The organism is Shewanella gelidimarina (genome assembly GCF_023283945.1).
GTDB classification, from domain to species: Bacteria; Pseudomonadota; Gammaproteobacteria; order Enterobacterales; family Shewanellaceae; genus Shewanella; species Shewanella gelidimarina.
Map to the genome: position 1 here is coordinate 154973 of NZ_JAKIKW010000002.1, position 16205 is coordinate 171177.

Here is a 16205-nt window from a genome sequence, read left to right on the forward strand (position 1 = left end):
ATTTAAGGTGTAGTTAAAGGTAAAGTTTCATCTATCGAAAGGGTTAGCTGAATAAGCTAACCCTTTTTACTTTGCGTTTGTTAAATATGCAGCGCTTTAGCAGTGTTGATACTCTCTTAAAAAACTCGCTATTGCTTGGCACTTGAAAGCAGGTGTAGCGGCGCAGCGTCACTTAAGTAGGCTTCGTCAACTTGGTCTAACTTGTTATAACGGATCATCTGCCTTATTCCATCAATGTAGGCTTGGCCTCTTTCTGAGTATTTGTCTAAAGTACCCGCCAGTTCAATGCCGGTAATAGCGGCGTTGCTGGCACGAAGGCTGGCCCTTAGGCTACGTAACTTTTTATAGGCATTATTGGTGTTCAGATTAAGCATGTAGCCCTCAACAGATGCTAAAGGCGTGTCGAAACGCGCTAAGCCATAATTGCCAAGCTCCTTACGCTGCTGTTTCGGGATCATGCCATTACCACTGAAATCCCATTGACCGAAAAATGCATTGCCTTCGACCGTAAATCTGGAGGTTGCCCAGCCACTTTCTTCAGCCGCTTGCGCTAATACTAATGACGGCGGCAGTATGTCTATCTCCTCTAATAGCATCTGTCTCTGCTGCTCTGTAATCGTCTGGTCAAGGCGGGTTATTATCCGATATTTAGCGGCGATATTGAGCAATACAATATCATCTAATGGTGCTGATTCAATTAATCGCCTTTCTAAAAGGATATTTTCATTCGCAACTAAAATAAGCGGTGCGATTAGCCTGAAAAATACCATCTTCTTTTGCTGCACGGGGATGTTATTAGAGGTTTCCTGCCAGCGTTCACTGACCGACTCAAACGTTAGCCTAGGGACCTCTCGATTGCCATCGATCCAGCTTTGAGTATTATAATTTAGCGAATCAAACAGTGACGACAATTCATCAAGTGAGTTTATTTTTATCTCTTTAGGTGCCTTAGTGGGGCGAGCATCCGAGACATTAATAAAGCTCATTTGGGTTTCAGTTGAATTTGATGCAGTAGCAAGATCAGCTGCGACTATGCGTTGCTGTGCGGAACCTATTTTATCTGGCTCTGATTTGCTTTGATTAACTTGGTTTTTGAGTGCCACTTTAGCGCTAGTGACGGGCGCTGGAGTATTAACGACTACGTCACTGTTGTCGGGATTGAACTGAGAGTTAGCAGCATAAAGTAGCAGCAGGACTGAGACGGCAAGCAGGGCAAGTTGGGTCTGAGGTTTTCTAAGCATCGAAGCGTCCTTTAGGTGATAACGATGAGGCTGTATCAATGTCATTGCCACAGCCTAAATCTAGTCGATCCTTATTCAATATTCCTTTATTGTTACTCATTTGTAAAGTTGGCGCTTTATTGTGGCGAAATATGGCGATGGGTATCAGTCGGTTTTCGGATAGGTTATGGCGTGTGAATATTTACATTTTTCACATATTACACATTAATGCAGGTGGTTAAGTTGTTTTTTCAAGTTGTGATAACAGATTGTGCAAGGCTCATTGGCAAGTGCTAAAAAGCCCAGAGGGTTAATCTGGGCTTTATGTTAATAGCGAGTATAGGGGATTACTTGCTCAAATCAGCAGGGACTTGTTGGGAGTAATAGTAAGCCACATCTTTCATTTCAGTTTCAGAAAGCATACCTGCTTGACCTTGCATTATTGGGTTAGTACGTTCGCCACGTTTAAACTGGACTAGCTGCTTAAACAAATAAGCACCCTTTTGCCCTTTAAGGTTAGGGTAAGTTGCCATGATTTTAAGCATGGCATCTCCATGACAAGCAATACAACGTTGGTTGACCAATACTTCCCCTTTGCTGGCATCGGCTTGATAATTAAGCACTCTGCTATCAAGTTTTAGTTCGGCAACGGCAAGCGTGTCCTTAAATGAGCTATCAGTAGCTTGAACATTACTGCACAGTAAACCTGATATTAGCGCACTGGCCAATATCGCCTTTGATATACGGTTAGCCATATTAATGTTCCTTGTTCGATGATGACAATACCACTGGCATTGGTGGCATTTTGTCTGCATCTAATGGCTTACGTCTGAAGATCTTCATATCAATCTCCGTTTCGTTGTAATAGGTCGATAGATAATCGAGTACAGGGTCCCAAGTATCAGAAAGATCCCAAAGACCTTGGGTATCGATCATCCATTGGATGGTCTCGCGCCATACTTCACGACTGCCGACATTCTGTGGAATGATAAGACTGGTGTGGCATGCGTTACATTGATGCTTAACCACTTCCCAGCCAGGTGCCATGATAAGACCTGTAGTGGGGTCAACCGGATAGCTCTTGACTGGGGCGGTATCTGCCGCCATAGCGGCAGGTAAAGACATCGCGCTCAGCACTGCTACTAATAAGAGTGCTTTTTTCATCATACAACCCTTACTGCTACTCGATGGCAACCGTTGAAGAGGTATCCTTTAGGGTTCCACTGTGGTTGTACCATAGGTTGGCTATCACCTTTAATGTCAGTAGCACGCGCCCAAACTTCGTAATAACCCGTTTGAGGCAGTGTTATATTAATGCTCCACTGCTGCCATGCCATCGGGTTAACGGCTTTGGTTAACGAAGCTGTTTGCCATGTGGTGCCATAGTCGTAGCTGACTTCCACTTTAGCCACATCGCGAGTACCGGCCCAGGCGTGTCCGCTGACCTGCAATTTATCGCCTAGCGATAACTCACCGCCAGTTTGTGGTGCAGTAATAAGAGACTTTACAATCATCTCTTCGATAATTTTAAAGTCTTTATTATCGACCTTCTCGCCTGGTGCAACAGGATTCTTTGGTACTTGATAAGCGGGAGCACCCATCTTCTTGCCGTCGTGAACACGATCACGAACACCCATGCCGATGGCACATTTTTGAGATACGGATCCTGGGCGGCCGCCGAAAACAATGCGTAAAGGATATCCGTGCATATAAGGGATATCTTCGCCATTCATGCCCCAAGCAATCATCGCGTTTTCATTCATGGCAGCTTCAATAGGAACCCCACGTGAGATGGCCGCGCCTTTACCACTTAAGTGTTTATCAACGCCATAGTGAGCGGTATACACTGCATCACTTTTTACGCCGCAGTCAGCCAGTACGTCTTTTACTAATACGCCGGTCCACTCGGCGCAGAACACAGCGGTATTACTCCACTGGTTACCTTTGGCATTGGGGTAGAAGTTCTCACGGCTATTACCGCCACACTCTAGTACCAGTTGCTGGGTCACGGTTTTGAATTTTTCCTTTAACTCAGCAATGGTGTAGGTTTTTGGGGTTTCAATCGACTCACCGTCAACGGTGAACTCCCAAGTGTCGGGATTGATGCTAGCAAAGTCTGGCATCTGTCCATTCCAACGAATAAATGCAACGTCGGCAGGGGTCTTTACCGGTGCAAGCAGATGCTCAGGGGGAAAGGCATTCAATGGGTTGGAGTTCAGTACTTTAAAGTGGCTAGGCAGATCATCTACTTTTGACCAAGTGACCGCTGACACATCAAGTGGTGCCATTCCAGCTGGGCGGTTTTGGGCAAAGGCCCAACTTGCTGGAAGCATTGCAGTTACCGAGGTGGCGACAGCCCCTTTTAAAAAATTACGTCTATCGATTGCCATCAGTATTGTTCCTTCCCAGTGCTAAAATAATGTGCCATAAACTGCATCTGCTCTTCTGTTAGCAGTTTGGCGACTTTGCTCATTGTCTTATCTTGACGTTGATCTGACTTGAATTGTTTAAGCTGTTCAACCATATATTGCGTATTTTGGCCCTTTAAGTTAGGGATAGAGCCATAGCTGTTGCTGCCATCAATACCATGGCAGGCGATACACATATTGAGCAGTTTTTGATTGTCTTGTGCCTGTGCTTGTTGCACCTGCCCAGTAAGCGGAGCAAGTACTAACATAAACGCAGCTAACTTAATCTTCATTACACTCATAGATAGCCCTTTTCGGGATGATATTATTGCTATTCCTACGCCGAAGGCTCGATGCCTTTAGCGTGATTATCTGACGATGTTTTTGCTCACTAACCCGTTGCGTCATGTTTCGTGTACGCAATAGTTGCCAATGCCTTTTGGAACAGCACATGAAAATGTACATCGCTAACCTGTGCGGCGATTGAGATCGTAAAACTACAGATAAATGTGATCTTTAGCCTGTAAAAAGTTGTGAAAAGTTATAAAAGAACCCATTTAATAGAATGTAAATTGCTTCTTATAACGAGAATTAACCTATTAATCCGAACTTGGTTAGAGGTTTAGTTATTGGTGAGTGAATGTTGACTGAAGGGGCTTTAGCCGCTAGGAGCGACAGGGGAAGTGTTGACTGAGCCATTTTGATGGTGTTATCAGTGGGTATTAGAAGCAACAATATTGATTATGTATGGACTAATATGGCGCTAATCATTGTTTAAAACTGACTAACACCAATGCGGGATAGTTGTTATTTTTCTGTAGGGAAGAGCGTTTAATGATGATTAAACTCATTAATTAAACCTGGCCAGAACGGATCTCTTTTTGCAGCGAGGCCCAGTTGATGACACCGACTATATAGTCTTTATTTTCTTGGTAAATGTAAACTTCGCCTCGTCGTGCTTTCGACAAAATCAAATACACCTCATTGAGTGTTGCGGTATCAGGTACTCCTTGAATAGGGTGGCGAGTCAACGTCGTCGCATCATCACTCGCTTGCAGCTCAAGTTGTATCATCTCGACTTCGTTTATGGCATTACGCACTAACACCGAGCGACCTTCTGCGCGTTTTAACACTTCAAGCAGCAGCTCGTCATTATTACTAATAATTACGAAACGTTTGTCCATAAGGTGACGAACACCGACTTTTTGCAGCCCTAAATTAACCGGGGCCACCTTATATCCCAGGCCCATAATCTCAAGTTGTTTGAAGAAAATCGATTTGGTTTTAAATCCTTGATGTGAAATCAAAAATGCCGGGATAACCACAAACATCGATGGCAGAATGATAGATGCATTATCAGTCAGCTCTATTAGAGCGACTAATGCGGCAAGCGGCGCGCTTAAACAGACGCCCATCATGCCTGTCATACCAATGATGGTGTATAAGCCAATATAAGGCGCAATAGAGGGGAAAAACATGGCGCAAACCAAGGCCAAGATAGTACCGAGCAATGCCCCTATGCCATAAAGCGGACCAATCAAACCACCAGGGATCCCAAGTCCAATAGCGGCAATCGTTGCCACCATTTTACCAATCAATATGGCGCTTAAAAAGAGAATACTGGGATGCTCACTAATGGTTTCTGCAATGGCTAACTCCCCGCTACCAATAGCTTCGGGCAAGATAAGGCCGACGAGAGTGGTGATCGCACCTGCCAATAATAAGCGTTGCAGCAGTGGCCACTGTTGCCCCATGGCGGTGACGCTAAGCAAGGTGTGATTGAACACAGCGGCAATGCAACCCAACACAATGCCAAACAGTGCAAGCAAGGGATACTGGCTCAGAGGAATGACGGCAGCACCAATCTGTTCAAATTCATGGACGTTGCCAAAAACCACTTGGCTACTTAATGCACCGCAAATGGCAGATAGCATAATCGGGAAAAAGTAGTGGATTTTGTACTCACGCAACACCACTTCAAAAACAAAGATTACAGCGGCGAGAGGAGCGTTAAAAATGGCAGCGATACCGGCAGCGATGCCACTGGCACACATAATGCGAACACTGTTGTCGGGCAGTTTAAATTTTTCGGCCAGTACGCTGGCGCTGACAGCACCAAGATGAACGGCGGGACCTTCACGTCCGACCGAAAAGTTAGTGGCAAGTGCAAACAAGGCTTGGAAGAATTGCCCTGGAGCTGATTGCAATGGGACTTTGCCGTAATGAAGCTTAACACGATGAATTACATAGGCTATTCCCATGCGCTTATAACGCTGAGATCCCATCTTTGCCACACCCCAAATTAAAAAAGCGCCGAAAAGTGGCAATAACACTCGCCAGTCGTCGATGATATCCGTAAAATTCAGAGCTTGAGTCTGGGTATAGGTGTCAAACCACACTAAGAGCAATCTAAAAAGTAGGATGACAGCTGACGCAAACAACGCAAAAAGCAATGCGAGTAAACACAGCTGAACACTGACTTTCGCTTGAGAAAGCGTATCTTTGAGATCAGTGTTGAGATACTTTTTTGTTTGCTGTCGCATTTTAGTGATTGTTTGATACACAGACATTTCCAAAATTTTTGATTGTCACATTCGCATTGAAATGTGAGATTTTTATTAAGGGGCTGTTACTTAATGGCAAATTATCATCGTTGGATCGATCGCTTGCAAGTGATTGAACGACAATTTCGTACCTCAAGCGTATATTTATCTTTGTTGGTAGTGTCTTCATTAGTATTAGGGGCACTGTGCTTTGATGTTGGCTCTCCCTATTTTGCAGTGAAAGTAGAGCAACCAGTTGATCGAACTGAGGCGCTTTCAGCGCAGCTACATGCACAAGCAAAGACCCTCGCCGCACGCAATATTGAATTAGCATTAGCGCGAGAGGCTAATGCCAATATGCACACCATGTTTGTTGAGCAAGAGGGTAAGCAGCAAGCGTTAGCGCGAGAACTGGCTTTTTATCGCAGTGTAATGGCACCGGAAAACAGCGCCGATGGCGTTGCGATTAATGGCTTAGAGGTATCTGCTGAACTTATACCTGGTCAATATAGGCTTAAATTAGTACTCACTCAACTCGAAAAGCGCAAGCGTTCAGTATCAGGGCGAAGTGAAGTGACATTTATCGGGTTTGAAGACGGTAAACCTAAGTCGATTAAGTTATCTGAGTTAAGTGATGCATCTTTTAAATTTAAGTTTAGGTATTTTCAGGTGTTAGAGACAGAATTCACTTTGCCAGATGGCTTTATCTTGTCTAGAGTGAAGGCCAAAGTTACCGTGCCAGCGAGTCGTTGGGCTAAAGGTTCACAAACTGAACAAGAATACAGTTCACAAGAATTACGAGTCACTGAAAATGAGCAGAGCATAGTACTTGAACAAAACGGTCAGGTATTAGATAATTCTGCACAGCAATTAGATGTAAGAGGTAATAATGACTGAACAAGCTGAAGATGCTCTGCCAATCCGCTTTACTGATGCGGCAGCGTCAAAAGTAAAAACCTTGCTTGATGAAGAAGAAAATGACGCACTTAAACTACGTGTATACGTAACAGGTGGCGGTTGCTCTGGTTTCCAATACGGCTTTACTTTTGATGAAAAAGTAAACGAGGGTGACTTTACTGTAGAGAAGCAGGGTGTTCAGTTAGTTGTTGACCCTATGAGCCTACAATACCTTGTTGGTGGTGAAGTGGATTACACTACAGGCCTAGAAGGTTCACGCTTTTTCGTGAAAAACCCGAATGCAACGACAACCTGTGGTTGTGGTGCTAGCTTCTCAGTGTAAACTGATTATAGCGCTAGGCACTGAAGTGTCATTCAATAAAAAAAGCCGTCAATTGACGGCTTTTTTGTGTCTGTGGTTTCAATCAACGCATAATGTTGAGATTAACTTCCCGATTAAAGTATTGTCCAACCTTACGTGTGAAGGCTATCCATACTTGTACGATGGCTATCAAAATCAAAATACTAAATATTATCCAGTCAGGCACTTGTGCGTTAAAGCTGCCGATAGCAAAACTTGATGCCAAGTTTTCAGGATCGTAAAGCACTAAAGGTAACATACTCACAATGGCCAGCTGCAAAGAGGTATATACACGCAGCATGATTAATCCCGCTTTTTGCTTACCTATAATGGCTAGCACCATGAACAGGGTGAGAATACAAAACAACACCCCTTGCTTCATTATCAGGCCAGTGATAGATATCAATACCAAAAAGACTAATAGGGCGATAAGGCGTTTCGGCAGGATAACTTTGCTAAGCGTATTGGAAGCGGTGACAGGGTTCTTGGTATCCACTTTTTATTCTCTTTTAGGCAGGCAGATAGTTTGGCTGCGGCTAGCAGGAAGTTGCTAGCCGTGAAGCTTTACTAAATTAGTGGCTCTTTTTTGGTGCAAGGCGCTCTTCTAACTCAAACGGTTGAATCACTACACCAAGATCTTCTTGTACAGGGAATACAGCAACGAAAAGGTCGTCATCTTGCATGCCAGGAACCCAACGCTCTAACCATTCATCAAGTGGGATAGCCAATGTTTGGCAATCTTGCCAGTCATCAACAGCCCAAAGCGCAGCAGCTTCTTCGGTTGGCCACATTGGGATACAGTCTTCATCATCGGTGGTTAGCATTACGCAACCATCTGCATCCTGTAGAGACCACAATGTTTTGTGCTCTGTTACTTGCTCTACAAGGTAGTCGTAACGAGATTCTGGCGTCATTTCAGTAATCTGCTTCATGCTTTTGCTTTTGTTGCTCATGGTCTACATCTCTTAATTTTAAATGGGGCGGGCGTAAGCTATGCACTCAATGCGCCGAATTGGAACGGATAGTAACATTTAGCAGGGGAATGAAAAAGAAAACAGAGCCGAATAGGCTCTGCTTTTAGTTATTGCTATGTTTTAGCATTAAAGAACTTATAAATAACACCCGCTAATATAGCGCCGATAATCGGTGCGACCCAAAATAGCCAAAGTTGTGACAATGCCCAATCACCGACAAAGAGTGCCGGACCTGTACTGCGGGCTGGGTTTACCGAGGTGTTGGTCACTGGAATACTGATCAGATGGATAAGCGTTAGCCCTAAGCCAATAGCAATGGGCGCAAAGCCTTTTGGTGCGCGCTCATCAGTGGCACCGAGAATAATAATGAGGAAGAAAAGGGTCATCACGATTTCGCAAATCAACGCGGCCGTTAAGCTATAACCTCCTGGCGAGTGCTCACCATATCCATTTGAGGCAAAGCCTGCTGATAAGCTAAAGCCATCTTGGCCTGACGCAATCAAGTACAAAATGCCAGCACCTGCAATGCCGCCAGCAACTTGAGCAATAATGTAAGGTGCCAGATCCGATGCAGGGAAACGGCCACCCGCCCATAAACCGAAAGAAACCGCAGGGTTTAAATGGCAGCCCGATATGTGACCAATCGCAAATGCCATAGTGAGAACGGTAAGACCAAAGGCAAATGCAACCCCCAGTAAACCAATACCAACCTCGGGGAAAGCGGCTGCCATTACTGCACTACCACAGCCGCCTAGTACTAACCATAGTGTGCCAATAAATTCAGCCATCATTTTTTGAGATATATTCATAAATCCTGATCCTTTTGATTTTACCGACATACCTCAATGAACAGACTGCACTCACCATTCATTATGTGGTTTATGTATAAAACTTGCGCACTCGCTATTGAATATAAAGCATAATTCAAAGAAATGTTAATTTGATGATATTCGCCACGCTTGTTTGAATTGATCTACAAGCGTGACGAGAGGGGGGACTAAAGGGCGATCATCTGCATTAAGGTCTTGGCGATATCAGTATTGTCCTGATGACCTATAAAGGCTTGGTAGCCCATGCCATAGGCAAACACCGGAACATCTACGCCATCGTGGCCGCTGGTGGTCCATCCGGTATAAGTCACTTCATCAATTAATAGCTTTACTGAGTGGGTGAGTTTTTTAAGCGGTTTTTTTGCTGTTTTTGCCGTTGCAACATTGGCGGTTAACAATGCTTGTTGCGCTTCAGTTAAGGGGAGTTGAGTCGCTTGCTGCCACAGTTTTAGCGGCTGCGTAGAATCAAGCATCTTGGCTGCAATGGCACTGGGCATCATAGTGACATGTTTCAATGCCTGGCCTTTCCATTGATAAGTGCCCGCGCGGCCTAAGCTTAACCCCCCGGTTGAATGGTCAGCGGTCATCACTAGCAAGGTATCCGGATGGTGATCAATATAGGCTTTGATTAAGCTTACCGTTTTGGCTAAATCATCCATTTCGGCCATCGCGCAGCTAATATCATTGCTGTGACCACACCAGTCGATTTGACTCGCTTCTACCATCATCACAAAAGGTTGCTCACGTGCACTAACAAGCTGCAACGCTTTATCCGTCATCTGCATTAAACGCGCTGGATATTTGCTGCCCAGTGCTGGCGCTAATCCTTTGTTCGCAAACAGACCGAGAGCGGGCAGCTTTGTAAGCTGATTGAGGTTGTCCATGTTATCAATGTAATGGTAGCCGCGGTCGATAAAGCTTTTAGTGAGGTCTTTATCATCCCGGACAAAGTACTTTTGCCCGCCGCCGAGCATCAGGTCTGCTACTGGCTGACCATTGATAAGGTTGGTCAGATAGCTGTCGGCGATGGCGTCATAGTTGCGACGATATTCGTTATGCGCCAAAAAGCTTGCTGGGGTCGCGTGATTAATTTGAGAGGTCACCACTACCGCGGTGGTTTTGTTGGCCGCTTTCGCTTGCTCAAGCAGGGTGGTTAAAGGTTGCTGATCTTTGGTGACAGAGATAGCCCCGTTATAGGTTTTATGGCTGGTGGCCAGTGCCGTGGCAGCGGCTGCTGAATCGGTGACATAGGTGTCATCGTCGGGATAGGTACTCGACATGCCAACCAAGAGTTGATCGAATATAGTTGGCTCGACGGCTTGAGTTGCTGGGTCGTCATTAAAATAACGATAAGCACTGGTGTAGGCTGGCCCCATGCCATCGCCAATGACGTAGATGATGTTTTTAGGTGCTTGAGTGCTTGATTGTCCAACACTCTTTTGGGCTGTGCTTTGAGCGGAAATTGGTACTGACTCTGTTACCGATTGAGCTGTAAAAACGGTCAAAAGTGGAAACAGTAACACGCAGGATTTCAATAAGTACTGCATAGGAATATCCCTAAATTGAAACACAATAATGGCAGTAAAGAGCAGGCTCGGCGTCGCTTCGATAGTAAACATTCCCCTAAAAAAGGGAGGCTAAGCCGAGTGTCTTAGTGTGCATTTAAAAAGGGCGCCTAGAAAGAGAGTTAGGCGCCATAAAGGGCGATGTTAGAACTTCTGTGAATAACCGAAGAATACGCTACGGCCTACAGCCGAGTAGCTGCTGTTATCCTCTTCGTAGAAAGGCCAGCTGTCATGCTCGTCGTTACGCTCATCATAGAGAGGCGGCATTTCGTCAGTCAGGTTTTTGACTCCGGCGGTGAACTTTCCGTCCCAAGGCGCACTGTAACTTAGCGTCAGGTTAAGGGTTTGATAGGCACCAAGCACATCGGTGTAGTCTTCTTCTTCATACTCGTCACCATCGGCATCTATTAAGGTAAAGGTATCTTGGCCTTTGGCTTCACCGGTGTAGTAATAGGCTAACGTGGCTGAGAAATCATCCATCTTCCAATTTACGCTTGCCTGACCTTTCCATTTAGGAAAATAATCGGTTTCAGTCTGTTCCTCAATCTCGCTTTCAACAGTTTCTTGATACTCTTTTTTGATTAAGTAAGAGGCGGCTAGTTTCAATTTAAACTCACCTGCTGCAGTTTCTGGGAATTGATAATTAAAACTTGCGTCAATACCTTCAGAGGCTTCATAAGCGCTGTTAATTGGGCCTTTACGCATGCAGGCTAGGTTTTCAATACCGTCGTCATCAAGTTCATTTAAGTAGCCAACAATATTCATTTGATCGCAGCTGGTGTAATTGCCTGTTTGATCATACAGAGCGGCATCATCTAACATTTCATCGGTTGAGATGGTTTTTACGGCACCTTCTAGTTCTATGTTCCACCAGTCTAAGGTTAAGTCTGCGTTGTCGGTGATATTAGCGACCAAACCTAGGTTCCAGAAATCACCTTTTTCTTCGGTCAGATTGATATTGCCCGAGCTGATGCCATCATATTGATCGTCGTAAACTTCATCAGGTATGGTTGGATGAGGGTACTCAGTGCTGCCAAAACTACGGGTGATACCGGCGTATAGACGATGCATATCTGGTGCTCTAAAACTTTTGCCCCAGTTGGCACGAACAAGCACTTCATCAATTGGGCGATACATCAGACCAACTTGCGGTGTGGTGGCGCCGCCAACGTCGGAATCATCTAAATATTGGTCATAACGTAGTGCAGCTGAAAGCTCGAGTGATTTAACCGCAGTGATATTGGAGAGCAGTGGGATCTGTAATTCACCCGCAACGGCGACGCGATCGCGGTCGCCTTTACCGCCCGTGCCACCCATACCGATATAACCGCCGCTTGTAGTGACGGCATCTAGTGTGTCTTCATAACTTTCTCGAGCCCACTCAGCGGTTGTTGCAAAGCCAACAGTACCCGCAGATAGCTCCATCAAGTCGCCAGTGAATACCGCTTGAAATTGATGCATGCTTGAGTCTGATTCTTTGGTTGAATCACCAATCAATGCATTTGCTTGTTCCGTGCTGAGCTTGTTATTTGGATACCACTTAGCGGCATCTGTATCGCTAGGATTGAATGTCAGCATGTCCAAAAGTGCATCCGCTTTGACCATGTGATGATTTTGCTTCTCGTACTTGTTGTAACTGCTTGACCAAGAGACATCGAGCTCATACTCACCGATATTACCGTCGACGCCAAACGAGAGCGCTGCTTTGGTATTTTGGGTATCGTAAGTACGTGTTCCAGAGAATTCTTCCATACGGCGACGCATTTGGAACTTGTTGTAATCGTCAAAGTCAGTTTTTTCATAACTGAGTGCGCCGGTAGCATCATCTTCGTAGATATAAGTGCCGAAGCCTTTCTCATCTTTGTACTTGGTCGATTCTTTATAAGAGGCGTTGACCATGCCGTAAAGCTGCCAATCGTCATTGAGATCATAAGTGCTGCTGAGAACTAAGTTGATGCGGTCATATGCTGATTGCAAACCACGGTCTGCATACTTGTCATAGTAACAATCGTATTTACCCACTGGCGTATAAACACCTTTATCACCAAATAGGTTTTCACATTGTGCTTCATCGACTGGGCTGTATTTATCATCAGTGTAGACGCTATCGTAATCGCGAACCCATGATGCCCAGCTAGAGGCTGATGCATCGCCGTATGGGCCAGCTCCCCAACGCTTATCACCGTCTTCATCTTCGTAATAAGCAGGACTGTAGAGTAGATCTCTCTGGTCCGTTTGGATCTGCTGTACGTTTTTATATTCGATCATCAGCAGCGTTTGGCTTTTATCGGTATTAAAGCCCTGCAGGTAAGATAGGTCGAGCTGTTCGCCACCCCCCTGTGTTGGGTCGTTATATTTAACCGCGATTTTACTGCCTTCATATTCGGTTTTTAATATGATGTTCACCACACCACCAACAGCATCAGAGCCATAAATTGCCGAGGCGCCACCCGTTAGTATTTCAATACGTTCAACGGCGGCGGTAGGGATGTCTGAAACGTCAACAAAGTTTGATGTTCCACCTGCTGCACTTGGAAAAGATGCCTGACGACGGCCATTGATGAGAACTAAGGTTCTATTGGCACCCATACCGCGTAAGTTGACTGAGCTAGCGCTGTCGGTGAAGCCATCGCTTTCACCATTTAAAGAGCCGCCACTGCTGGCTATTGATGATTGCAGTACTTCAGCGATAGAGCTGAGTCCGCTATTGGCTATCTCTTCGGCAGTAATAACGGTTACCGGGGCGACACCTTCAAAGTCGGTACGTTTGATCCGCGAACCTGTTACCTGAATTTTCTCTATTGGCTGCTCTGCATTTTGCGCTGGAGTGATGTCTGCAGCAAGTGCCGTAGTCGGTGCTACTGTGGCGAGCGCAATCGCCATACTCAATATTGTTCGTTTCATCAGTTGTCGTCCTTTTTTGTTTTATTTAGCCAATAACAGTGGGGAGATTCTCTGGCTATTTTTTTATAGGAGCTATGTCTTTAGGTGTGGTGCGGTCCCTTCAGTTTGCCCGGACTTAACTTGTAAATACTTTGTTAACCTCTAGCAATGGTTTGTGTGTCGTTTATTCGTTGTTTATATATCTATTTAATATCTATTCTGTTTTTAATTAATGAGTTAGTATAGTTTTTGGGGCGTGGTTTGTAATGTTAAATGTGTGGGTTAAATGATCGTGATCACTATGATGGCCACAGCGGCAGTAATGGATAACGTGCAGAGTCAGTTCATGTTTGGCTAAATATGCACAGAGGTGTAGCGGCAATGAAGAAATTAATGATTAGGTTTGAGCTTGCAAGCTGCATTATTGACCCAAGCGATCATAGCTTACGTTTTACGGCAGCTAACGAGCATACTTCGACTGATGGCAACGTTACACTGCAACCCAAATTTATTGAAGTGCTCACGTACCTTGCTAGCCGATACCCTGAAGTGGTATCTCGTGAAGAGATTATTGAACACGTTTGGGACGGCAATGCGTATGTCGGCAGTAAAGCGCTAACTAATGCAATATGGCATTTACGCCAGCAACTCAACCCGATCTCTGACCAGCCTGTTATCGAGACGGTGCGTAAAAGCGGTTATCGTTTATTGGTAGAACCCAAATATAATCCAGCGGATTTGGTTGATGATGTCGATGTATTGCAGCAAGTGCAAAGGCAAGTCGATAAGCTAACCATTGCTCTTAAACGTAGTTGGATAAGTATTTTTGTTATCTGTGTTATTAGCCTGATGACGCTCGGCTATCACCTCTATCATGATCGTATTAAAATGATGCAGACGCAGATAACCCGCTTATCTTGGGGCGGGGAAGCTGAACGATTTCCGGCGGTATCGCCAGACGGCAAATGGCTAGTGTTTGGCAGTCGTAGTAATGGTCAAAGCTATAGCTTATACCTGAAAGACCTCAGCGATTTTAACAGTAGCCCGAAACGACTCACTTCTAATTCTAGCCGAGAAGCGCGTGCAGTTTGGAGTCAAGATGGCACCGCGCTGTATTTTCCAAGTGAAGACAAACAAAGCGGCCAGTGTATTATTAATCACTTTACTGTCGCGACGGCCAAGACGGTTCCATTGGTCCGTTGTAATAGTTATATGTCAGCACTTGATATATCACCTAACGGCGGCGAACTTGCCTATATAGGCTTCGACTCTGAGTATGACATTGGTGGGCTGTATCTATTTAAGCTAGCTGAAGCGGGAGCACAGCCTGTCAGGCTTTCTTGCTTAGTGGATTGTAACTACAGAGACCGCGATCTGGCTTATAGCCATGATGGAAAATGGTTAGCCATTGCACGGCGCTTTGGCAATATTTCCGAAGATATCTTTATTCGCAACCGTCATACCGGTGAAGAGGTGCGCTTAACGGAAGGCTTGGAAGATATTCGAGGGATTACTTGGCACCATGATAATCAGCGTGTGGTGTTTAGTACTGAGACATCAGGTGTACGCAATGGTTTTATTATTGATATTAATAGTAATCAGACACACGCATTAGATATCAAAGGCTTAAGTTATCCTAAGTTTTTAGACAACAGTGATGCGTTAGTCTTCGAACGTCATAACAAAGAGTATAAAATTGTTTATTTACCCACACATTCAACCGTGCCAAGTGCGCCGTTTCCTTTGTTGCAGTCCGGCTTTAGTTTTCGTAATCCTGATTATTCAGCCCAAACTAAACGCATTGTTTATGTATCGAATGTTACTGGCGCAAATGAGCTTTGGACCGCAGATAATAATGGCGAGAATCGCCGCCAGTTAACAACGCTCAATCAACGAGTGGCTTATCCTCGTTGGTCTCACGATGGCAAGGATATCGCTTTTTTAGCGCCAGATGCTAAAGGCGAGGGCAATGTGATCCATGTGCTCAATTTGGCGAGCCAAAGCTTAAGCATTTTAGCCTCGCCCTATATCGATCATGGCCGTTTGAACTGGAGCTATGATGACGCCTCAATTTTCACTTCGACCAAAGATGGTTTAAGTCAGTTTTATCTCGGTAAGCCCCAGGTGAGACTTATCTCTAGCGTTGCAGTACGTTTGGCTCACGCAACCAGTGATAATCGATTGTTGTTTACCAGAGAGGATCGTAATGGTTTGTGGGCGCTATCATTAGCCGCCCCTGATAAGCTTACTATGCAGGTACCGTCAGAGGTATTTAAAGAAAATCATAATTGGACAGTGACTGATAATGGCATCTTTTTTAAAGCGAATAGCGTGGGTTATCAACAGATAAATTACTGGGACTTTACCCTAAAGGTGATTGAGCCAATACTGCGTCTGCCCTCATCAAGCTTAAGCTCATTTGGCTCAATGAGTTTTAATGAGCATCAGCAACAACTGTTGATGACGCTCAAATATTCTGATCGCGATGTCATGATGCTGCAGCACAAGCTGCTCAAATAACAGA

The 16205-nt window shown here is 44.9% G+C and carries 14 protein-coding genes; 3 read left to right on the forward strand and 11 right to left on the reverse strand.

Annotated elements, in window-relative coordinates; genetic code table 11:
- Window positions 1-128 precede the first annotated feature (128 nt).
- The 6 genes from L2729_RS02560 to L2729_RS02585 all read right to left on the reverse strand — a co-directional run bounded on the left by L2729_RS02560 (window position 129) and on the right by L2729_RS02585 (window position 6198).
- Window positions 129-1241, reverse strand: a complete 1113-nt coding sequence (locus L2729_RS02560) for a glucosaminidase domain-containing protein (RefSeq protein ID WP_248986840.1) — start codon at window positions 1239-1241, stop codon at window positions 129-131.
- 326 nt (window positions 1242-1567) lie between these two features.
- A complete protein-coding gene (locus L2729_RS02565; protein WP_248986841.1) occupies window positions 1568-1975 on the reverse strand; it encodes a c-type cytochrome in 408 nt (135 codons plus the stop codon).
- 1 nt (window position 1976) lies between these two features.
- The gene (locus L2729_RS02570) at window positions 1977-2387 is read right to left on the reverse strand and encodes a cytochrome C (RefSeq protein WP_428848216.1); all 411 of its coding nucleotides are present in this window, start codon (window positions 2385-2387) and stop codon (window positions 1977-1979) included.
- Window positions 2384-3610: a sulfite oxidase gene (locus tag L2729_RS02575; protein WP_248986843.1), complete on the reverse strand. Its 1227-nt coding sequence runs from the start codon at window positions 3608-3610 to the stop codon at window positions 2384-2386. Before L2729_RS02575 ends, L2729_RS02570 begins: the two co-directional genes overlap by 4 nt.
- Entirely contained in the window at window positions 3610-3930 is a 321-nt protein-coding gene (locus tag L2729_RS02580; RefSeq protein ID WP_248986844.1) for a c-type cytochrome, read from the reverse strand. Before L2729_RS02580 ends, L2729_RS02575 begins: the two co-directional genes overlap by 1 nt.
- A gap of 552 nt (window positions 3931-4482) precedes the next feature.
- Complete coding sequence (locus tag L2729_RS02585) at window positions 4483-6198, reverse strand: chloride channel protein (RefSeq protein WP_248986845.1); 1716 nt, start codon at window positions 6196-6198, stop codon at window positions 4483-4485.
- Window positions 6199-6264: 66 nt separating this feature from the next.
- On the opposite strand from L2729_RS02585, the gene L2729_RS02590 reads away from it, so the two are divergent.
- Window positions 6265-7068 carry a DUF6776 family protein gene (locus L2729_RS02590; protein ID WP_248986846.1) on the forward strand — a complete coding sequence of 268 codons (804 nt, stop codon included), beginning with the start codon at window positions 6265-6267 and terminating at the stop codon, window positions 7066-7068.
- The gene (erpA, locus tag L2729_RS02595) at window positions 7061-7411 is read left to right on the forward strand and encodes an iron-sulfur cluster insertion protein ErpA (protein ID WP_101090530.1); all 351 of its coding nucleotides are present in this window, start codon (window positions 7061-7063) and stop codon (window positions 7409-7411) included. Before L2729_RS02590 ends, erpA begins: the two co-directional genes overlap by 8 nt.
- Before the next feature lie 82 nt (window positions 7412-7493).
- Here the strand turns inward: erpA and L2729_RS02600 are convergent, their stop codons facing one another.
- The 5 genes from L2729_RS02600 to L2729_RS02620 form a co-directional block, all read right to left on the reverse strand.
- Window positions 7494-7925, reverse strand: coding sequence for a hypothetical protein (locus tag L2729_RS02600; protein ID WP_248986847.1), 432 nt, complete (start codon window positions 7923-7925; stop codon window positions 7494-7496).
- 76 nt (window positions 7926-8001) lie between these two features.
- Window positions 8002-8382, reverse strand: coding sequence for a DUF2750 domain-containing protein (locus L2729_RS02605; protein ID WP_101090528.1), 381 nt, complete (start codon window positions 8380-8382; stop codon window positions 8002-8004).
- Window positions 8383-8516: 134 nt separating this feature from the next.
- Window positions 8517-9212, reverse strand: a complete 696-nt coding sequence (gene aqpZ / locus L2729_RS02610; protein WP_248986848.1) for an aquaporin Z — start codon at window positions 9210-9212, stop codon at window positions 8517-8519.
- Between the two features lie 188 nt (window positions 9213-9400).
- A complete protein-coding gene (locus L2729_RS02615; RefSeq protein ID WP_248986849.1) occupies window positions 9401-10852 on the reverse strand; it encodes an alkaline phosphatase in 1452 nt (483 codons plus the stop codon).
- Between the two features lie 90 nt (window positions 10853-10942).
- Window positions 10943-13702, reverse strand: coding sequence for a TonB-dependent receptor plug domain-containing protein (locus tag L2729_RS02620; protein WP_248986850.1), 2760 nt, complete (start codon window positions 13700-13702; stop codon window positions 10943-10945).
- 360 nt (window positions 13703-14062) lie between these two features.
- Here L2729_RS02620 and L2729_RS02625 point away from each other — a divergent pair, with 360 nt between their 5' ends.
- Window positions 14063-16201, forward strand: a complete 2139-nt coding sequence (locus L2729_RS02625; protein ID WP_248986851.1) for a winged helix-turn-helix domain-containing protein — start codon at window positions 14063-14065, stop codon at window positions 16199-16201.
- Window positions 16202-16205: the final 4 nt, after the last annotated feature.